This is a genomic window from Pseudomonas sp. LPB4.O (assembly GCF_038383825.1).
Classification (GTDB): domain Bacteria; phylum Pseudomonadota; class Gammaproteobacteria; order Pseudomonadales; family Pseudomonadaceae; genus Aquipseudomonas; species Aquipseudomonas putida.
On record NZ_CP151298.1, the window covers coordinates 4,619,979 to 4,639,441 of the forward strand.

The 19,463-nt window shown below is 62.0% G+C and carries 21 protein-coding genes; 8 read left to right on the forward strand and 13 right to left on the reverse strand.

What is annotated here, in order from left to right; translation table 11 throughout:
* Positions 1-113 precede the first annotated feature (113 nt).
* Both MRBLPB4O_RS20975 and MRBLPB4O_RS20980 read right to left on the reverse strand, forming a co-directional pair.
* Positions 114-242 carry a PA1414 family protein gene (locus tag MRBLPB4O_RS20975; protein ID WP_009683677.1) on the reverse strand — a complete coding sequence of 43 codons (129 nt, stop codon included), beginning with the start codon at positions 240-242 and terminating at the stop codon, positions 114-116.
* Positions 243-366: 124 nt separating this feature from the next.
* The gene (locus MRBLPB4O_RS20980; protein ID WP_063427284.1) at positions 367-1,260 is read right to left on the reverse strand and encodes a LysR family transcriptional regulator; all 894 of its coding nucleotides are present in this window, start codon (positions 1,258-1,260) and stop codon (positions 367-369) included.
* A 106-nt stretch (positions 1,261-1,366) separates the two neighbouring features.
* On the opposite strand from MRBLPB4O_RS20980, the gene MRBLPB4O_RS20985 reads away from it, so the two are divergent.
* On the forward strand, positions 1,367-2,539 hold the full coding sequence (locus MRBLPB4O_RS20985; protein WP_341796480.1) for an MFS transporter: 1,173 nt from the start codon (positions 1,367-1,369) through the stop codon (positions 2,537-2,539).
* A gap of 18 nt (positions 2,540-2,557) precedes the next feature.
* On the opposite strand, the gene MRBLPB4O_RS20990 is transcribed toward MRBLPB4O_RS20985, so the two are convergent.
* From MRBLPB4O_RS20990 to MRBLPB4O_RS21005, 4 genes are all read right to left on the reverse strand, one after another.
* Positions 2,558-3,484: a DMT family transporter gene (locus MRBLPB4O_RS20990; protein WP_014755720.1), complete on the reverse strand. Its 927-nt coding sequence runs from the start codon at positions 3,482-3,484 to the stop codon at positions 2,558-2,560.
* Between the two features lie 106 nt (positions 3,485-3,590).
* Positions 3,591-3,986 (reverse strand): hypothetical protein, encoded by a 396-nt coding sequence (locus tag MRBLPB4O_RS20995; RefSeq protein WP_014590069.1) that lies wholly within the window; start codon positions 3,984-3,986, stop codon positions 3,591-3,593.
* A gap of 76 nt (positions 3,987-4,062) precedes the next feature.
* Positions 4,063-4,317 carry a BrnA antitoxin family protein gene (locus MRBLPB4O_RS21000; RefSeq protein ID WP_004576871.1) on the reverse strand — a complete coding sequence of 85 codons (255 nt, stop codon included), beginning with the start codon at positions 4,315-4,317 and terminating at the stop codon, positions 4,063-4,065.
* Positions 4,295-4,573, reverse strand: a complete 279-nt coding sequence (locus MRBLPB4O_RS21005) for a BrnT family toxin (protein WP_341796481.1) — start codon at positions 4,571-4,573, stop codon at positions 4,295-4,297. The genes MRBLPB4O_RS21000 and MRBLPB4O_RS21005 overlap by 23 nt, the downstream gene beginning before the upstream one ends.
* Positions 4,574-4,788: 215 nt before the next feature.
* Between MRBLPB4O_RS21005 and MRBLPB4O_RS21010 the strand changes: the two genes are divergently transcribed.
* Complete coding sequence (locus MRBLPB4O_RS21010; RefSeq protein WP_341796482.1) at positions 4,789-5,061, forward strand: hypothetical protein; 273 nt, start codon at positions 4,789-4,791, stop codon at positions 5,059-5,061.
* A 71-nt stretch (positions 5,062-5,132) separates the two neighbouring features.
* On the opposite strand, the gene MRBLPB4O_RS21015 is transcribed toward MRBLPB4O_RS21010, so the two are convergent.
* Positions 5,133-6,494 (reverse strand): DEAD/DEAH box helicase, encoded by a 1,362-nt coding sequence (locus MRBLPB4O_RS21015; protein WP_341796483.1) that lies wholly within the window; start codon positions 6,492-6,494, stop codon positions 5,133-5,135.
* Between the two features lie 103 nt (positions 6,495-6,597).
* On the opposite strand from MRBLPB4O_RS21015, the gene MRBLPB4O_RS21020 reads away from it, so the two are divergent.
* Positions 6,598-7,899 (forward strand): mechanosensitive ion channel family protein, encoded by a 1,302-nt coding sequence (locus tag MRBLPB4O_RS21020; RefSeq protein ID WP_341796484.1) that lies wholly within the window; start codon positions 6,598-6,600, stop codon positions 7,897-7,899.
* 114 nt (positions 7,900-8,013) lie between these two features.
* Here the strand turns inward: MRBLPB4O_RS21020 and MRBLPB4O_RS21025 are convergent, their stop codons facing one another.
* The 4 genes from MRBLPB4O_RS21025 to MRBLPB4O_RS21040 all read right to left on the reverse strand — a co-directional run bounded on the left by MRBLPB4O_RS21025 (position 8,014) and on the right by MRBLPB4O_RS21040 (position 11,069).
* Positions 8,014-8,949: an AEC family transporter gene (locus tag MRBLPB4O_RS21025; protein ID WP_341796485.1), complete on the reverse strand. Its 936-nt coding sequence runs from the start codon at positions 8,947-8,949 to the stop codon at positions 8,014-8,016.
* 1 nt (position 8,950) lies between these two features.
* Positions 8,951-9,826, reverse strand: a complete 876-nt coding sequence (locus tag MRBLPB4O_RS21030) for a carboxylate/amino acid/amine transporter (RefSeq protein ID WP_049274453.1) — start codon at positions 9,824-9,826, stop codon at positions 8,951-8,953.
* 220 nt (positions 9,827-10,046) lie between these two features.
* The gene (locus tag MRBLPB4O_RS21035) at positions 10,047-10,646 is read right to left on the reverse strand and encodes an FMN-dependent NADH-azoreductase (RefSeq protein WP_341796486.1); all 600 of its coding nucleotides are present in this window, start codon (positions 10,644-10,646) and stop codon (positions 10,047-10,049) included.
* 108 nt (positions 10,647-10,754) lie between these two features.
* Positions 10,755-11,069: a hypothetical protein gene (locus MRBLPB4O_RS21040; protein WP_024717905.1), complete on the reverse strand. Its 315-nt coding sequence runs from the start codon at positions 11,067-11,069 to the stop codon at positions 10,755-10,757.
* Between the two features lie 47 nt (positions 11,070-11,116).
* On the opposite strand from MRBLPB4O_RS21040, the gene MRBLPB4O_RS21045 reads away from it, so the two are divergent.
* The 4 genes from MRBLPB4O_RS21045 (at position 11,117) to MRBLPB4O_RS21060 (ending at position 15,312) form a co-directional block, all read left to right on the forward strand.
* Positions 11,117-12,040, forward strand: a complete 924-nt coding sequence (locus MRBLPB4O_RS21045; protein WP_341796487.1) for a LysR family transcriptional regulator — start codon at positions 11,117-11,119, stop codon at positions 12,038-12,040.
* Positions 12,041-12,052: 12 nt separating this feature from the next.
* Complete coding sequence (locus MRBLPB4O_RS21050; protein ID WP_016498437.1) at positions 12,053-12,865, forward strand: alpha/beta hydrolase; 813 nt, start codon at positions 12,053-12,055, stop codon at positions 12,863-12,865.
* A complete protein-coding gene (locus MRBLPB4O_RS21055; RefSeq protein ID WP_341796488.1) occupies positions 12,859-13,416 on the forward strand; it encodes a peptidylprolyl isomerase in 558 nt (185 codons plus the stop codon). The genes MRBLPB4O_RS21050 and MRBLPB4O_RS21055 overlap by 7 nt, the downstream gene beginning before the upstream one ends.
* A gap of 63 nt (positions 13,417-13,479) precedes the next feature.
* Entirely contained in the window at positions 13,480-15,312 is a 1,833-nt protein-coding gene (locus MRBLPB4O_RS21060; RefSeq protein WP_341796489.1) for an ABC transporter ATP-binding protein, read from the forward strand.
* Positions 15,313-15,472: 160 nt separating this feature from the next.
* Here the strand turns inward: MRBLPB4O_RS21060 and MRBLPB4O_RS21065 are convergent, their stop codons facing one another.
* Positions 15,473-16,600 carry a GNAT family N-acetyltransferase gene (locus tag MRBLPB4O_RS21065; RefSeq protein WP_341796490.1) on the reverse strand — a complete coding sequence of 376 codons (1,128 nt, stop codon included), beginning with the start codon at positions 16,598-16,600 and terminating at the stop codon, positions 15,473-15,475.
* A 262-nt stretch (positions 16,601-16,862) separates the two neighbouring features.
* On the opposite strand from MRBLPB4O_RS21065, the gene MRBLPB4O_RS21070 reads away from it, so the two are divergent.
* Complete coding sequence (locus tag MRBLPB4O_RS21070) at positions 16,863-18,107, forward strand: putative porin (protein ID WP_019473637.1); 1,245 nt, start codon at positions 16,863-16,865, stop codon at positions 18,105-18,107.
* A 213-nt stretch (positions 18,108-18,320) separates the two neighbouring features.
* On the opposite strand, the gene MRBLPB4O_RS21075 is transcribed toward MRBLPB4O_RS21070, so the two are convergent.
* Positions 18,321-19,442 carry a beta-ketoacyl-ACP synthase III gene (locus tag MRBLPB4O_RS21075; protein WP_016498433.1) on the reverse strand — a complete coding sequence of 374 codons (1,122 nt, stop codon included), beginning with the start codon at positions 19,440-19,442 and terminating at the stop codon, positions 18,321-18,323.
* Positions 19,443-19,463: the final 21 nt, after the last annotated feature.

Below are 19,463 nucleotides of genomic sequence, written 5' to 3' on the forward strand. Positions count from 1 at the left end.
CAGTAACTGTGGGAGCTGGCTTGCCGGCGATAGGGCCAGAAGAGATAACAATAAACTCCAAGACACAAAAAAGGCCGCAGCACCCACCCAGGTGCTGCGGCCTTTGTCTTTTATCAGCGACGACGCGGTTGGCGTTTGCGCTGCTCTTCATCAGTCGGGATCGGCACCGGCTGCAAGGGTGGTGGAATCAGCCCCAGGGCGACCGCCAGGTCGTGGAGCCAGTTGGACAGTGGTTTATTCATAATGCCCCCTTGACGGGTCAGCCTCACGGCGAATCAATCCTGGGATGTTTCATACAGATCATAGCCTGATGTCCTGTATTACGCATGCCTATGCTCTTACAGATAAGGGCCATTTTGACGCGGATCAAGCCGTAGCGGCGCATTCCGACGACTGGTTAATCGTTTCGCTTTGTTGCAGGTCGATCCACGCCTGCAAATTCGCCCCACGCATACCCTGGCGCCACATCAGCCAGGTGACCGCCTGATCGAACGGCGCCTGCAGCGGGTGCACCCTTACCTGGGTGCGCCCAGGCAGGCTGTCGAGCATCGACTGGGCCATCATCGCCACACCCGCACCCGCGATCACACAGGCCAGCATGCTCTGGTACGACTCGATCTCCATCACCCGGCCCATGGGCGTGTGGGCATGTGCATACCACGCCTCCAGGCGCATCCGGTAAGAACAGCCTTGGCGGAAGGTGAACACCGCCTTGCCCGCCACATCCTTGGCAGTGTGGACCGCTGGGTGCTCGGGGCTGGTGATCAGCACCAGCTGCTCTTCGCACAGCGGCACGCCATCCAGCCCGGCCAGGCTTGGCGGGCCATCTACCAAGGCAGCGTCCAGTGTGTGGCCAAGCAGGCCTTCAAGCAGCTCGCCGCTGGGCGCTGCGCGCACCTGCAGGTTCACTGCGGGGTAAGCCTGGTGATAACGCGCGAGCAACGCCGGAAGGTGGGTCGCCGCCGTGCTGTACATGGTCCCCAGCACGAAGTCACCGGCTGGCTGGCCGCCGCGCACAGCGGCCAGCGCCTCGTCGCGCAAGGCCGACAGGCGGTTGGCGTACTCCAGCAGCACCTTGCCGGCCGGCGACAGCTGCAAGCGCTGGCGCTCACGCAGGAACAACTCGACACCCAGTTGCTCCTCAAGCTGGCGCAAACGCGTCGAGAGGTTCGATGGCACACGGTGCAAGCGTTCGGCGGCACGGGTGACCGAGCCTTCCTCGGCCACGGCCTGGAAGATACGCAGCTGGCTGAATTCCACAGCATTCTCCAAAACAGAACAACTTGATCATCATTATTCAATTTTATTGAACATAAAACCACCCTAACCTGCCAGTCATCGCTTACATCCGTGCAGGAGACCTGTCATGTCGCCCCTCATTCAACTGCTCGCCAGCGCCGTGGCGCTGATGATGGCCATGGGCATAGGCCGTTTTGCCCTCACCCCGCAACTGCCACAACTGATCGCCGAAGGCCAGTTCGACCTGACGGTCGCCGGGCTGGTCGCGGCCGCCAACTACCTGGGCTATTTCATTGGCGCGGTGGACGCCATGTTCGCCCGCTCACCCGGCCAGGTGCGCCTGCGCCTGCATGGGGGGCTGTGGCTGTGCGTGCTGCTGACCCTGGCCTCATGGGCCGCCGACGGGTTCTGGAGCCACCTGCTGCTGCGCTTTGGCACCGGCGTGGCCAGTGCCTGGGTGCTGGTGATGATCACCAGCCTCAGCCAACAGGTGGCCAACGCGCACAACCACCAACGGCTGGGTGCCCTGGTGTTTGCAGGGCCCGGCCTGGGCATCGCCGTGACCGGCCTGTTGGCACTGGTGGCGCACTTGGCTGGGCTGGGCTCGGCAGCACTGTGGCTGATCTATGCCGTGGCCGCGCTGGTGATGCTGCTGGCCGTGCGGCCTTGGTTGCCACGCGTTCTGCAAGCTGCGCCAACCTCATCGCCCTCGCACCCGGGCCCGACCCGCAGCGTCGGCATTGGCCGCCTGGGGCTGGTATACGCGCTGTACGGCGTGGGTTACATCCTGCCAGCCACCTTCCTCTCACAGATGGCCAACCAGCAGTTTCGCGGGCAATGGATGGCCGACCTGTTCTGGCCGGCGTTTGGCCTGTCGGCAGCGCTGGGGGTGATGCTGGTGAGCCTGCGCCGTGGTGGCCGCACCTCGACCTGGCTCACCGCCACCTTGTGGTTGCAAGGGCTTGGCGTGCTGGCCTGCCTGATGGGCGGGGGTATCGGGTTGGCGCTGGGAGTGGTGCTGTGTGGCGGGCCGTTCCTGGCCTGCATGCAACTGGTGATGCAGCGCTCGCGGGAGCTGGCACCGCATGCCACACAACGCAATGCCGGGCTGCTGACAGCGTGCTTTGCCCTGGGGCAGTTGAGCGGGCCCCTGCTGGCGACGGTCAGCAGCCATTACAGCGACGGCCTGCAACCGGCATTGATGCTGGCGGCGGGCGGGCTGGCGGTGGCGGGCGTGTTGGTCCAGTTGCCGGGTAACGCACAGCAAGGAAGCGCCTGTCAGGCCAAGGTTGCATCCTGAGCAGGTACAGGCAACACATCACCCTACCAACCGCCGCAATTGTTGCTTCACCCAAGGCTCGGCACTGACCAGGATCACACCCAACAACACCATCAACGCCCCCACCACGAAATTCGCACTGAGCGGCTCATCCAGCAGCAAAACGCCAAAGGTCACCCCAAACAACGGGGTAATGAAGGAAAACACCGCGAGGTTCGACGCCAGGTATTTGCGCAGCAACCAGAACCAGGTGAGGTAGCTGATGAACGACACCACAATCCCCTGGAACAATACACTGCCCATCGCCAGCGGCGTCAGCGACACCGCGCCGATCTGCCCGCTGAGCAGGGCGATCAGCAGCAGCCCGGCAAAACCGACCGCCAGCTGATAGAACAGGGTCAAGGTCGCCGGCGCCTCCGATAGCCGTGAACAACGCACCACCACCGTGGTCGCGCCCCAGGCCAGCCCGGCGATCACGCCAAAGGCATCTCCCAGCAAGGTGCGGCTGTCCATGTGCTCGAACGAAGTGCCACCGGCAAAGGCCATGGCAATGCCGCCGAAGGCCAGCAGAATGCCCAGCCACTGCAGCAGCCGCAAGCGTTCACTGGGTAGACGAAAATGCAGGCCCAAGGCGGTAAATACCGGCGCGGTATAGAGGAATACCGACATGTGCGCCGCCGAGGTCAGTTTCAGCCCTTCGGCAATGAACAGAAACTCCACCCCGAACAGCCCGCCCGCCACCAACCCTGCGCGCCAGGTACTGCCGACCTGCTCCCAGCCACCCCGCCAGCACAGCATCAGGCCTACCAGCACAGCGGCAATGCCATTGCGCAGGGCAGCCTGCATCACCGGCGCGATGTCGACGGCAGCAGTCTTGATCAGTACCTGCTGGCAGCCCCAGATCAGGCAAAGGCCCAGCATTACCTGGAAGGCAAAGGCGTCAGGATTCTTGCGGACCGCGCTCATAGGCGGGCCTGAGGGGTGATAGAAGGCATGGGCAAAGGCTCGGCAGCGTTCAGAGGCTACCGATTATCGGGTTTCGAACGCTGCACTTGCCAGCCTTAAAACGACCTCAAGCAATCTGTGCCTTCGCAGATACCCGTTCGAACGTCGTTTCGTCCAGCGCATCCTCCTGCTCATCCAGCACCTGGCGCGGGTGCTCGAAGCCGGGGATGCTGCTGTCGATCAGGCTCATCAAGCGCGAGCCGCGTTCGGTCAGGACGAAGTTTTCGCCATTGCCGCCGTCCTCTTCAGGCCGGCATTCAATGAATCCGCGCTCAAATAGCAGCTTTTCATACTCGCATGCACGGGTTTTCAGGTGATCCACGTCACCCACCGGCTCACCCTTGGCGGCCAGTGCAGCAGCATGCTGCTCGGCATAGGGGCGGGGCGTGAAGCTGTGACCGGCGCCGTTCTGCACTTCGTGCAGCAAGCGTTCGATCAGGTCCCAGTCGTAGGCGATGCTCATGGCTACGGGCTCCTGCTGTGGACGAAAGGGGTACACAGGTTGGGACCTGCCAAGGTTGCCAAGCGTTCCAAAGCGCTTAGCGCTGGCGTTGTTGCGCTTGCATGTACTGGCGCAGCAACTGATTGATGCGGGTCTGGTAGCCGCTGCCCTGCTCCTTGAACCAGGCGAGGACATCTGAGTCCAGTCGAATGGTCACCGTCTGCTTGGCGGGAACGCGCAGCTCGGCCTGGCGGAAAAAGTCCTGGTCCAGTTCAGGGATATCTGATGTGTCGATATCCTTGTCGTCCTGTCGGGCCAGGCGGCTCCAGTCAGTTCTCGATGATTTGGTCATAGTACCTGGCCTCCCGTTTGGTGGCTTTTCTTGCAGAAATGATGCGTATCACCTCACCCCGCCTCTCCGTGTACACGACGACACCTAACAGCGCCTTTAGCCATCCTAGGCTGACCCAACGTTCTTCAGCACATTCCACATCCTCATCACGCCGGATCAACATGGGATGGTTGAACATGTCAGGAACGTCGGCAAAGTCGATGCCGTGCTTGCGGATATTGCTCTGGTTTTTCCCTTCGTCCCATTCAAAGAACATGGGACGACCTGTATTTACAGCTGTACATACAATACCCCCTCTTTTCCTTCGAGACTAGAGCGATGTAGCGTGCTGCTCAACGGCGCTGGAGGGATACGGGAGCGTTTCAGAAACGGACTACCACCACCAAAGAAATCTTCCATCGGTCGCAAGCCCTGAACTTCCCTGCACCCACAGCCCTCCACCGGGCATCACCACCGCCGGAGGTTGGAAGGATGAAACCGCTACTGCCCATAGCCTGTGCCACTGCCCTGCTCTGCGCCCTGCCCGCTTGGGCCTGCACACCTGAAGAAGCGACGCAGAAACGTGAGGAGCTGGCCGGGCTGGTTACTCAGTTGACCGAGCAGAACCCGCAAAAGGCCAAGGAGATCAATGATGAGCTTCAGGGGATGGATCTGGGGACGGCGAGCAAGGACTTGCCCGACAAGTGTCAGCTGATCGACCAGCGGATCAAGGAGTTGAAGCAGGCAGAGAAAACGGCGGAGTGATCGTTCGTGGCCTGCGCACGCCCTTAGCAGAAGCAAGCTCGTGTCGCTTCTGCAAAGGGCCGGCGTGACTTTTATTCAGCAGCAGGCTTGCGCTTCTTCAGCGGCGCCAGGCCGTCAGCGCTGGCCAGCGGTGCGTTGGCCCGCGGTTTGGCGGTTGGCTTGCGCTTGGCGGCAGCTTTCTTGTCGCCGGTTTTCTTGTCAACTTTCTTCTTCTTGGCGCCAACAGCCTTGCCCGAGGCCTTGACCTTCTTCGGCCCGCTGTAGGTGCCTTTCACTTCCTTGATCACACGGCGCTCGAACTGCTGCTTGAGGTAGCGTTCGATGCTCGACATCAGGTTCCAGTCGTTGTGGGTGATCAGCGAGATCGCCAGGCCTTCGCCACCGGCACGGCCGGTACGGCCCACACGGTGGACGTACTCGTCACCGCTGCGTGGCATGTCGAAGTTGATCACCAGGTCCAGGCCGTCGATATCCAGGCCACGGGCTGCCACGTCGGTCGCCACCAGCACCTTGGAGCTGCCCTGCTTAAAGCGCTCGATGGCCAGTTTGCGGTCTTTCTGGTCCTTCTCGCCGTGCAACACGAAAGCCTTCACGTCCTTGGCCACCAGGTGACCGTAGATGCGGTCGGCCATGGCGCGGGTGTTGGTGAAGATGATCGCCTTGTCGAAGGTTTCGTTGGCCAGCAGCCACTGCGAGATGTGCTCTTTGTGCTGGTCGTGGTCGGCGGTGATGATCTGCTGGCGGGTGCCTTCGGCCAGCTGCGAGACGCTGTTGAGCATCAGGTGCTCAGGGTCTTTCAGCACCTTGCCGATGATGTCGCGCAGGGCAGCGCCACCGGTGGTGGCGGAGAACAGCAGGGTCTGCTCGCGGTTCTCGCACTCCTTGCACAGGCGCTCCATGTCTTCGGCAAAGCCCATGTCCAGCATGCGGTCAGCTTCGTCGAGGATAAGTACCTGCACGTGGGACAGGTCGAGGTTGCCGGCGTTGAGCTGCTCAAGCAGACGGCCCGGGGTGCCGATCAGCACGTCCGGCACCTTGCGCAGCATGGCGGCCTGTTCCTTGAAGTCTTCGCCGCCGGTCACCAGGCCCGCCTTGATATAGGTGAACTGCGAGAACAGCTCCACCTGCTTCAAGGTTTGCTGGGCCAGCTCGCGGGTCGGCAGCAGGATCAGCGCGCGGATCTCGACGCGCCCGCCTTTCAGGTCGACCAGGCGGTTGAGCAGCGGCAATACGAAGGCCGCCGTCTTGCCACTGCCGGTCTGCGCGGTCACACGCAGGTCGCGCCCTTGCAGGGCCAGGGGGATGGCCGCGGCCTGCACCGGGGTCGGCTCGACAAATTTAAGCTCGGCCACGGCTTTAAGCAGGCGTTCATGCAGGGCGAATTGGGAGAACACGGAGGTAACCTCAGGCAAGTGCGGGAAATTCAGTTGCATAGGGTAACGTTTTCTGCCGCCTTAGCCGAATTTCTTTTGGCAACTTTGTCGCCATCCGCGCTCTAATGGCACCTCGTTTCACAACAAGACTGTACCCAAGCCCATGGATATACAACGAATCTGGCGTGACTCCCTCGACCTGTGGGGCACCCTCGACCAACATCCCATGCTGCACGCGGCCATCGGCCTGGCGGTGCTGCTGCTGATTTCCCTGGTGGTCGGCCGCCTGGCGCGCTTCCTGATGCTGCATGGCGCCCGTCTGCTGGCCCGCCAGCCTGCCCTGAAGTGGCTGGACGACCTGCGCCATAACAAAGTGTTCCACCGCCTGGCGCAAACCACGCCCTCGCTGGTGCTGCAGTTTGGCCTGAAGCTGGTGCCGGAGCTGTCCGACACTGCCCAGCACTTCCTGGGCAATGTCGCCCTGGCCTTTACCCTGCTGTTCATGACCATGGCGCTGTCGTGCCTGCTGGATGCCCTGCTCGACATCTACGCCCGCACCGAACATGCCCGCACCCGCTCCATCAAGGGCTACGTGCAACTGGCCAAGATGATGCTGTGGATCTTCGCTTCCATCGTCATCGTCGCCACCTTGATCGACCGCTCGCCGCTGTTGCTGCTGTCCGGTCTGGGTGCCATGTCGGCGGTGCTGCTGTTGGTGTACAAGGACACCTTGCTGTCGTTCGTCGCCAGCGTGCAACTCACCAGCAACGACATGCTGCACGTGGGTGACTGGATCGAAATGCCGCAAGTAGGTGCTGATGGTGACGTGGTGGACATCACCCTGCACACGGTGAAGGTGCAGAACTTCGACAAGACGATTGTTTCCATCCCCACCTGGCGCCTGATGAGCGAGTCGTTCCGCAATTACCGCGGCATGCAGCAGTCCGGGGGCCGGCGCATCAAGCGCAGCCTGTTCATCGATGCGGCCGGGGTGCGCTTCCTCACCCGCGAAGAGGAGCAGCGCCTGAGCCAGGTGCAGTTGCTGGGCGACTACCTGGCCGGCAAGCGCCAGGAGCTGCAGAACTGGAACGAGGCGCTGGGGCCGGTGGCAGAGCTGTCGGCCAACCGCCGCAAGCTGACCAACATCGGTACATTCCGCGCGTTTGCCCTGGCCTACCTGAAAAACCACCCCAACGTGCACCCGAACATGACCTGCATGGTGCGGCAGATGCAGACCACCGCCGAAGGTGTGCCGCTGGAGATCTACTGCTTCACCACCACCACGGTGTGGGCAGATTACGAACGGATTCAGGGGGATATCTTCGACTATTTGCTGGCGGTGTTGCCGGAGTTCGGCTTGAGCCTGTATCAGCAGCCGAGTGGCAATGACATGCGGGTGGGGTTGAGTGGGCGTGCGGCGCAAGAGCCTGTGTCGCGTCGGCTGGAAGAGATGAGCGAGGCTTGAGATTGCCGGGGCTGCTTTGCAGCCCATTCGCAGCACAAGGCTGCTCCTACAAAATGTACGCGTTCCCTGTAGGAGCAGCCTTGTGCTGCGAATGGGGCGCAAAGCGCCCCCGAATCACCCCGCGTAACCTAGCAGGTACAACAACCCGGTCAAGGTCACCAGCGAAGCCACGGTCGACAACAGGATCGTCCGCGAAATCAGCCCCGCCTCGCGGTTGTAATACTCCGCCAGCATGAACGGCCCGGTCCCGGTCGGCAGCGCTGCCAGCAGCACCGCCGAAGCCGCCCACATGCTCGGCAGGCTGAACACCTTGTACGCCAGCACCCAGGTCAACGCCGGCTGCCCCACCAGCTTCAAGCCTACCAATGGCCAAGGGCTGGCTTGCGCACCCGCGCGCTTTTCTGCCAGGAATGCACCCAGAGATACCAAGGCGCACGGGGTGGTGGCCAGCGCCAGCATGTCGAGAAAATGCATCACCGGTTCGGCCAGCCCCAGCCCGCTCATGGCCCAGCCAGCCCCCGCCAGCGGCGAAATCACCAGCGGGTTCTTCGCCAACGCCTTGCCTACGACCACCACGGCGCGACCGATACGCCGCTCCTCCTGTAGCCCAACCTCGATGAGCGTCAGCGAAATGGCGAACACCAGGCACACCACGATCAACGATGAAATCAGCGCCGGCTGCAAGCCCGCCTGGCCGAACAGCAGCAGGCACAACGGGATGCCTATATAACCGGTGTTGGCATACCCCGCACTGAGCCCGTCGATGCTCGACGCTACAAGGCCATGGCCGCTGTTCAGGCGCCACAACAGCGTGACCACGAACATGGCCAGGGCGCCCGTGCCAAAGGCCGCGATGAACCCCGGGTGCCAGATCTCGCTCCAGGTGGCAGTGGCCGTCACCTTGAACAACAACGCCGGCAGGCACAGCCAGACCACCATCTTGTTGATTTCGGCGGCGGCCTTGTCACCCAGCTTGTTGGTCTTGCGGCACAGATAGCCGACCAGGATCAGGGCGAAGATCGGCGCAACAATGACGAAGATGGTGTGCATGTCAGGCCTTGTTGGCCAGCGGTGCCTGCGCGCGTGCGCCCAACCGGCTCAGCCACACCGACGCCAGGATGATCCCGCCGCCAATGAACAGCCGCCCCAGCGGCTCGTGCTGGTTCCAGATCAGCAGGTTCAGCAGCAACCCCACCGGCACATGCAGGTTGTTCATGACCGCCAGCGTGCCGCCTGAAACCATGCACGCGCCCTTGTTCCACCAGTACAGGCCCAGCGCCGTCGGGCACAGGCCCAGGAACAGCAGCACCAGCCATTGCACATCGGTACTCGGCAGGTGCTGGGCATTGCCGAACAGCAGGAAGGCCGGCAGCACCACCAGCAAGGCCCCCAGGTAGAAGTAGCCAAAACGGGCGTAGTGCGGCAGGTCACTGGGGTTGCGCGCGACCAGATGGCGGTACAGCACCTGGCCGGCGGCATAGGTGAAGTTGGCCAGTTGCAGCAGCAGGAAGCCGATGAAAAACTCGCCGCTGATGCTGTCGAAGCGGATCACCGCGGCACCGGCTACAGCCACCAGCGCAGCCAGCAGCGCCCATGGGTTGAAACGCCGGTTCATGGCGTCTTCGATCAGCGTCACGTGCAACGGCGTGAGGATAGTGAACAGCAGCACCTCTGGCACCGTGAGTACGCGGAAGCTCAGGTACAGGCAGACGTAGGTGATGCCGTACTGCAAGGCGCCGATCAGCAGCATCGAGCGCATGAAGCGCGGTTCGACCTGGCGCCAGCGGGTCAGCGGCAGGAACACCAGGCCGGCCAGCAGCACCCGTGCGAGCACGGCGAAGTAGCTGTCGACGTGCCCGGCCAGGTACTCGCCGATCAGGCTGAAGGAAAACGCCTGGATCAGCGCGACGATTATCAGGTAGCCCATGGTTGCCTCTCATGAATCAAGGCCGCGACCTTAGCGGGTTGCGGTAAATGAGTTCAACCATGAGGAATGTAGGGGCTGTACCAGCCTCTTCGCGGGCGTGCCCGCGAAGAGGCCGGCTCAGGTCCCCTCATGGCTTCACGCATAAAAAAGCCCGGCCATTGGCCGGGCAGTACACCCAAAGGAGCAAAAACAGGTGTCAGGGTTGGGAATTCAGTAAACCTCAGGCCACCGCCGCCAGTTTGGCCTTGGCCTGGTTGACACCTTTCTCGTGGAACTCGCCGCTCATGTTCAGGCCTTCGGCATGGATGAAGTCGACATCGTGAATGCCGATGAAAGCCATGACCTGGCGCAGGTACGGTTCCTGATGGTCACTGGTAGCGCCGGCATGGATACCGCCGCGGGCAGTCAGGACGATGGCGCGCTTGCCGGTCAGCAGGCCCTGCGGGCCAGTGGGGGTGTACTTGAAGGTGATGCCGGCACGCAGCACGTGGTCCAGCCAGGCCTTGAGGGTGCTGGGGATGGTGAAGTTGTACATGGGCGCGGCCATCACCAGCACGTCGGCGGCCAGCAATTCATCCGTCAATTCGTTGGAACGGCCCAGGGCCTCAAGTTCGGCGGCGCTGCGCTGTTCTTCCGGCTTCATCCAGCCACCCAGCAGGTTGGCGTCCAGGTGCGGCACCGGGTTTACGGCCAGGTCACGCACAGTAATCTGATCAGCCGGGTGAGCGGCCTGCCATTGCTGGATGAAATCTCGGGTCAGCTGACGGGAAACGGAATCCTGCTGGCGGGCGCTGCTTTCGATGATCAGTACGCGGGACATGGGGTGCCTCCATCGGCAAAAAGGGTGCGATTCGATGGAGGTGAGATTAAGGCTTGACCTATCGATAAAAAAGCGTAAAAAGTGGGTTCAATCAATCGATTAATCAGTTTATTCCGGACTGCAGTTCACGGCGATCCGTAGTTTGATGATCTGCCTGTTGAATTTGGCAGTGACATCCACGCTTTTACCGGCCGGCACGTTCACCCGGCGTACCCGCGGGGCCTCCGGGCCATTGCGGAAGGTTACCTTGCACGCCGCCGGGACCTGCCCGTAGTTGTTCAGGGTAATGGCGCCAATGTCGTAGGCCGTGTCATAGGCGGTGTAGTCAAGCTTGACCCCGGTCAGTTCCTTCTCCACATCGATGGGATAGGCCATGGCCCCGAGGGGCAGGCACATCAGTATTGCCGCACAACATTTCTTCATGGGCCGCTCTCCTTGAAAGAGGCAGCTTAGGACAACAGGAGCGAAAGATGAAAGCGCCGCGCGTAACCCTTGACCAGTGGCGAACCCTGCAAGCAGTGGTCGATCACGGCGGGTTTGCCCAGGCCGCCGAGGCACTGCACCGCTCGCAGTCCTCGGTCAGCTACACCGTGGCCCGCATGCAGGAGCAACTGGGCGTGCCACTGCTGCGCATCGACGGCCGCAAGGCGGTGCTCACCGAGGCGGGCAACGTGTTGTTGCGTCGCTCTCGCCACCTGGTCAAGCAGGCCAGCCAGCTCGAAGACCTCGCCCACCACATGGAACAAGGCTGGGAAGCCGAGGTGCGGCTGGTGGTCGATGCCGCCTACCCCAGTGCGCGGCTGGTACGTGCCCTGGCCGCGTTCATGCCGCAAAGCCGCGGCTGCCGGGTGCGCCTGCGTGAAGAAGTGTTGTCTGGCGTAGAAGAAGTGATGCACGAAGGCATCGCCGACCTGGCCATCAGCAGCTACAGCATTGGTGGCTACCTGGGCGCCGAACTGAGCGCGGTGGAGTTCGTCGCCGTCGCCCATCCTGAACACAGCCTGCACCGCCTAGGCCGGGAACTTACCTTCCAGGACCTCGAAAGCCAGTTGCAGGTGGTTATTCGCGACTCCGGCCGCGCACAGCCACGCGACGTTGGCTGGCTGGGTGCCGAGCAGCGCTGGACGGTCGGCAGCCTGGGCACCGCCGCCACCTTCGTCAGCAGCGGCCTGGGCTTTGCCTGGCTGCCCCGGCACATGATCGAGCGCGAGCTGACTGAAGGCGTGCTCAAACCGCTGCAGCTGGATCAGGGTGGCAGCCGCCACCCACTGTTCTACCTTTATTCGAGCAAAGAGAAGACCTTGGGCCCGGCCACGCAGATTCTCATCGAGCTGCTGCGCAACTTCGACACTGCGCCACTGGACGTGCCTTTCGCAGCCCCCCCGCAAGCTTGAGAGAACCAGCCCATGGCCTATTTCGAACACGAAGGATGCGCATTGCATTACGAGGAATATGGCCAGGGCGAACCCTTGGTGTTGCTTCACGGCCTGGGCTCCAGTTGCCAGGACTGGGAGTTGCAGGTGCCGGTGCTCAGCCGCCATTACCGGGTGATCCTCATGGACATCCGCGGCCACGGTCGCTCCGACAAGCCCCGCGACGGCTACCAGATCGCCACCTTCAGTGCCGACCTGCTGGCCCTGCTCGAACACCTGCACACGGGCCCCGTGCACTTCGTCGGCCTGTCGATGGGCGGCATGGTGGGTTTTCAATTCGCTGTCGACCACCCCCAGTGGCTGCGCAGCCTGTGCATCGTCAACAGCGCCCCCGAGGTCAAGCGGCGTACCCGTAGTGATTGGGCCTGGTGGCTCAAGCGCTGGGGCCTGGCGCGCCTGCTCAGTGTCGAAACCGTCGGCAAGGGCCTGGCCGAGCGCCTGTTCCCCAAGCCCCATCAAGCAGACCTGCGGCAGAAGATGGCCCAGCGTTGGGCGCGCAATGACAAACGCGCCTACCTCAAGAGCTTCGACGCCATCGTCGACTGGGGCGTGCAGGAACGCATCGGGCAGATCCACTGTCCTACCCTGGTGATCGCCGCCGACCACGATTACACCCCGATACAACTGAAAGAGCGTTACGTGGCCCTGATGCCCAACGCCAGGCTGGTCGTCGTCGACGATTCCCGGCACGCTACGCCACTCGATCAACCCGAGGTCTTCAACCAGACCCTGCTGCAGTTCCTCGCAGCCGCTTCCACCTCTCAAGGATCTTTGAGCCCATGCTGAAAAAACTCCTGCTCACCGCCTGCTCGGTCGCCTTCGCCACCAGCGTCATGGCCTCCGACAAGACCCCGCACGTCATGCTGGACACCAGCTTCGGCCAGGTCGAAATCGAGCTGAACGCCGAAAAGGCGCCGCTCAGCACCAAGAATTTCCTGGCGTACGTTGACAGCGGCTTCTACAACAACACGATTTTCCACCGGGTGATCCCGGGGTTCATGGTGCAGGGCGGCGGTTTCACTGACCAGATGGTGCAGAAGGACACCAAAGACCCGATCAAGAACGAGGCCAGCAATGGCCTGCTGAACACCCGCGGCACACTGTCGATGGCGCGCACCTCCAACCCGAACTCGGCCACCAGCCAGTTCTTCATCAACGTGGCCGACAACGATTTCCTCAACCCGGGGCGCGACGCCGGGTACGCCGTGTTCGGCAAGGTGACCAAAGGGATGGAAGTGGTCGACCAGATCGTCAACTCGCCAACCACCATCAAGAAAGGCATGCGCGATGTACCGGCCGACCCGGTCTACATCAAGTCGGCCAAACGCATCGACTGACCGCAGGCTGCACAGGGACGTGCAACCGCCTGAGGGCCGGATGGAACAGGAGTGTCGTTACCCATGCTGTACCGTCGTTTTGAACAGCTGATCGATATCTTTCGCGAAGCACCCAGTGAATCGCCACCCACCACCGTGTGGCCGTTCTACCTGTATTACCTGCGCCAGGTATGGCCCAGCTTCCTCGCCCTGCTGGTGGTCGGCCTGTTCGCCTCGCTGATCGAGGTGGCGATGTTCAGCTACCTCAGCCGCATCATCGACCTGGCCCAGGGCACGCCGAATGCCAGCTTCTTCAGCGAGCACAGTGGCGAACTGATCTGGATGCTGGTGGTGATTCTGCTGCTGCGGCCGTTGTTCTTCGGCCTGCACGACCTACTGGTGCACCAGACCATCAACCCCGGCATGACCAGCCTGATCCGCTGGCAAAACCACACTTACGTGCTCAAGCAGAGCCTCAACTTCTTCCAGAGCGACTTCGCCGGGCGCATTGCCCAGCGCATCATGCAGACCGGCAACTCGCTGCGTGATTCTGCCGTGCAGGCGGTGGACGCGCTATGGCACGTGCTGATCTACGCCATCACTTCGCTGGTGCTGTTCGCCGAGGCCGACTGGCGCCTGATGCTGCCGCTGCTGGTCTGGATCTCCGGCTACATCGCCGCGCTGTTCTACTTCGTGCCACGGGTCAAGGAGCGCTCGGTGATCTCGTCCGACGCCCGCTCCAAGCTGATGGGGCGTATCGTCGACGGCTATACCAACATCGCGACGCTGAAGCTGTTCGCCCACACCGACTACGAGCAGCAATACGCACGTGAAGCAATCCGCGAGCAAACCGAGAAAACCCAGCTGGCCTCGCGGGTAATTACCAGCATGGACGTGGTCATCACCACCCTCAACGGCCTGCTGGTGGTCGCCACCACAGGCTTGGCGCTGTGGCTGTGGAGCCAGTCGCTGATCACCGTTGGTGCTATCGCCCTGGCCACCGGCCTGGTAATCCGCATCGTCAACATGTCGGGATGGATCATGTGGGTGGTCAACGGCATCTTCGAGAACATCGGCATGGTCCAGGACGGCCTGCAGACCATCGCCCAGCCGGTTACCGTCACCGACCAGCCCAACGCGCCGGCGCTCAAGGTCAGCCGCGGCGCGGTGCATTTCGATGATGTCGACTTCCACTATGGCAAGGCTGCCAATGTGATCGAAGGCCTCGACCTGAACATACGCCCGGGCGAAAAAATCGGCCTGATCGGCCCGTCCGGCGCGGGCAAGTCGACTTTGGTCAACCTGCTGTTGCGCCTGTATGACGTGCAGGGCGGGCGCATCCTCATCGATGGCCAGAACATTGCCGAAGTCAGCCAGGCCAGCCTACGCGCACAGATCGGCATGATCACCCAGGACACCTCGTTGCTGCACCGCTCGATCCGCGACAACCTGCTGTATGGCCGCCCCGACGCCAGCGAGGCGGAGTTGCACGAAGCGGTTCGCCGCGCCCGCGCCGACGAGTTCATCCCGCAACTGTCGGACGCCCAAGGGCGCACCGGCTTCGATGCCCATGTGGGTGAGCGCGGGGTCAAGTTGTCGGGCGGCCAACGCCAGCGCATCGCCATTGCCCGAGTGCTGTTGAAGAATGCGCCGATCCTGATCATGGACGAAGCCACTTCAGCGCTGGACTCGGAGGTGGAGGCAGCCATCCAGGAAAGCCTGGAGACGCTGATGCAAGGCAAGACCGTGATCGCCATTGCCCACCGGCTGTCGACCATTGCCCGGATGGACCGCCTGGTGGTGCTGGACAAGGGCCGGATTGTCGAAAGTGGCAGCCATGCGCAGTTGCTGGAGCAACAAGGGTTGTATGCCCGGTTGTGGCATCACCAGACCGGGGGCTTTGTCGGGGTCGACTGATCTACGCTACGGCGCGCTTCTTGAGCGGCCTTGTGTCGCGAAAGGGCTGCGCAGCAGCCCGAGGTTTTCAGCTTCGCAGCAATAATTGCCGGGGCCGCTTTGCGGCCCTTTCGCGGCACAAGGCCGCTCCTACAGGGATCGCGCTGCAGCCGAAGACGCATCAGGCCCGGCGGTAGGGCAACATCCCCCTCGCCTCCTCGGCATACCCCTTGACCCCTTCGCGCTCCTGCAGCAGAAAATCCTCCACCGCCCGCCGCAACCCTGGGTGCAGCAGGTAATGCCAGGACCGCGTCAACACAGGCTCAAACCCGCGTATCAGCTTGTGCTCGCCCTGCGCCCCGGCATCGAAACGCTGGTAACCCTCGGCAATGGCAAAATCCATGCCCTGGTAGAAACACGTTTCGAAATGCAGCCGGTCGAACTCATCCAGGCACCCCCAGTAACGGCCAAACAGGCTGTCACCCCCCACCAGGCTCAAGGCCATCGCTACATCGCGCCCACCCTGACGGGCCATCACCACACGCAACGCCTCGGGCATGCGTTCGGCCAGCAGGCTGAAAAACTCGCGGGTCAGGTAAGGCGCGCGTCGGCGCACCGCATAGGTGTTGGCATAACACTGAAAGACGAAATCCCACTGTGCCTCGTCCAGTTCATCACCGCGGTACCAACGGAATTCGATGCCCTGCCCCGCCACCTGCTCACGCTCCTTGCGCATCTGCTTGCGCTTGCGCGAGCTCAGGCTGTCGAGAAAATCCTGGAAGTCCCGATAGCCCCGGTTTTGCCAGTGGAACTGACAGCCCAGGCGCTCCATCCACCCTGGCAGGCCCGCCAACTGCGCGTCCAGCGCCGGGTCGGTGAAGTTGATGTGCGCACTGGAAAGTCCGCCCTTGCCCAGATACTCCGGCAGGGCCTGCAGCATCAGCAAACCGTCAGCCGGGTCGGCCGTCAGCAGGCGTGGGCCGCTGACCGGGCTGAACGGCACAGCGCCGAGCAGCTTGGGGTAGTAGGCAATACCGGCCCGCTCACAAGCATCGGCCCAGCCGTGATCGAACACATACTCGCCAAACGAGTGCCACTTGCGGTACGCCGGCAGCAGCGCCCGTACCTGCCCGTCACGCTCCAGCACCAGGTGCTCGGCGGCCCAGCCGGTGCTGCGCTGCACACTGCCGCTGTCTTCCATCGCGCTGAGGAAAGCATGGCGCAGGAACGGTTGGCCGGCCGGCACCAGGGCATCCCAGGTGGCCGCCGGAAGATCACGCAAATGGGCAAGGCTATACAGGCTGGTCACGGTTTCGGCTCGCTGTCTGAAGGCGTTCAGTATCCCCAAGGAACGCTCCGCACTCAAATGACGAAAGCCGGGCTGATCCTTTTACTCTCAATTACTTAACAACAGTGCCACTAATTAGACATTAATCTGTCATTGGCCCCCGCAATACTTGCGCCTGTTTTCCGGAACCCCAGAACCTGTCTATTCAGGCCCTTTCCGAAGACATGCCAACGCAGGGGCAGGCGCTTGAGCCTCCCCCATTTTTTTCAGTAGGGAGAACCTTATGCGTCTTGTTTCTACACTTACCGGAGTGAGCCTCACCGGCATGATGCTGGCTCTGAGCGCCCCGGCCAGTGCTGCTGTCGACGCCAAGCTGCTCGAAATGCTCCGCGCCAACGGCTCGATCAACCAGGCGCAGTACAACGAACTGCAGGGCGACCTGGCAAAAGAAACCAAGGAAAAGGCCGACCAGAAAGCTCAGTCCGAACGCATGAGCTCGTTTGAACAAAAAGTGGCATGGGCCGCCAAGACCCAGATCAAGGGTGACGTGCGCCTGCGTTACGAAGACGTCAACGTCGATGACCCGAACAGCAGCAGCGGCAACCAGGACCGCCAGCGAGTGCGTGCCCGTGTCGGCTTCTACAGCGAGATCAACCCGCAGGTCGACGCCGGCGTTCGCATAGCCACCGGCAGCAGCGCCGACCGGCGCTCCACCAACCAGAGCCTCGACAACTACTTTGACAAGAAGTCGCTGTGGGTCGACCTCGCCTACCTCGACTGGCACCCTACTGCAGTCCCGAACCTGCACCTTATTGGCGGCAAGATGCCACAGCCTTGGGTAAGCATGGGCGACATCATCTGGGATAGCGACATCAACCCGGAAGGTGTGGCTGCCACTTACAAAGCGGACCTGGGCGGCGCCGAAGTCTTTGCCAGCGCCGGTCAGTACACCCTGAAGGACAACGTCGATGGTGATGGTGTCCAGTACAAGCACGATGCGCAGGTCTACCACGGTCAGTTGGGCGCCAAGTTCGCGCCGGCTGATGTGCTCAAGCTCACCGTGGGTGCGAGCATCTATGGTTATGACAACGACAAGGAAGCAGCCATCCTGCAGTCGTTTGGCAACACCACCAACGAGTTCAATCTGGTGGAAGGTTTTGGCCAGATCGATTTCACCGGCTTGGCCATTCCATTGTCGGCCTATGGTCAGTACGTGAAGAATACCGAGAGCACCGATGGCGAAGATCAAGCCTGGCTGGCTGGTTTGAAAACCAAGGTGGGAGCCTGGAGCCTGGACTACAACTACCGCGATGTGCAGCGTAACGCGGTGGTCAGCCTGTTCACCGATTCGGACTTTGGCAACGGCTTCACAGGTTCCCGTGGCCATAAGTTCAAGGTGGGTTACGAAATCGACAAGAACTTCTCCCTGGGTGCTGCCTACCTGATGGCCAAGACAGATCTGTCGCAGCTACCGAACAGCAATGCTGACGTAGACACCCTGCAGGTGGACCTGGAAGCCAAATTCTAAGCGTCACCCTCTCTGCTTCACGCTGAAGCGGGAAACGCCGACCCCATCCGGCGTTTCCCGCTTTTTTTGCCTGTGAAATTGTAAGGGGCTGCTTTGCAGCCCATTCGCAGCACAAGGCTGCTCCTACAGGGGGACGCGATCCCTTGTAGGAGCAGCCTTGTGCTGCGAATGGGCCGCAAAGCGGCCCCGGCTATCTCGGATCAGATCAAGCAATCAGCGCTTGCGCAGAATCACGCTACCAATCGAATACCCCGCACCAAACGAACTCAACACGCCCAGCGAGCCCTTGGCCAGGTCATCCTGGTACAGGTGGAAGGCAATCACCGACCCCGCCGAGCTGGTGTTGGCATAACGGTCGAGAATGACCGGTGCATCTTCCTCGGCCACTTCACGCCCCAGCAGCTTCTTGACGATCAGGTGGTTCATGCTGAGGTTCGCCTGGTGCAGCCAGAAGCGCTTGACGTCGCTCGGTTGCAGGCCGTTTTCCTGCAAGTGCTCACCGATCAGCTCGGCCACTTTCGGGCACACCTCGCGGAACACCTTGCGGCCTTCCTGGATGAACAGTTTGTCTGCCGCACCTTCGCCTTCTTCCGCCGCACGGTTGAGGAAGCCGAAGTTGTTGCGGATGTTGTTGGAGAACTCGGTCCATAACTTGCTGCTGACAATGTCGAACTGGTGCGCCGAGGTGGCCTGGTCGGCACGCTCGATCAGCACCGCCGTGGCGGCATCACCGAAAATGAAGTGGCTGTCACGGTCACGGAAGTTCAGGTGGCCAGTGCACACCTCCGGGTTGACCATCAGCACCGCGCGCGCCTGGCCCAGGGCCACGCTGTTGGCGGCGGTCTGGATGCCGAAGGTGGCCGACGAGCAGGCCACGTTCATGTCGAAGGCAAAGCCCTGGATGCCCAGCGCCTGTTGTACTTCGATAGCAATGGCCGGGTATGGGCGCTGCAAGTTGGAGCAGGCGACGATAACCCCGTCGACATCGGCAGCCGTGCGGCCGGCGCGCTCCAGGGCCTGGCGAGCGGCAGCCACGGCCATTTCGCAGAGCACCGACGGTTCGTCGTTGGAACGCTCTGGCAGGCGTGGCTTCATGCGCTGCGGGTCGAGGATGCCGGCCTTGTCCATGACGAAGCGGCTCTTGATGCCCGAGGCCTTTTCGATGAATGCCGCGTCGGACACCGGCGCCGCTTCGACTTCACCGCGCTCGATGGCGGCGGCGTTGTCCTGGTTGAACTGCTGCGACCAGGCGTTGAAAGAGGCCACCAGTTCTTCGTTGGAAATGCTCTGGGCCGGGGTGTACAGGCCGGTGCCGCTGATCACGACGTTATGCACGGTCGTTCCTCTGGTCAAAGG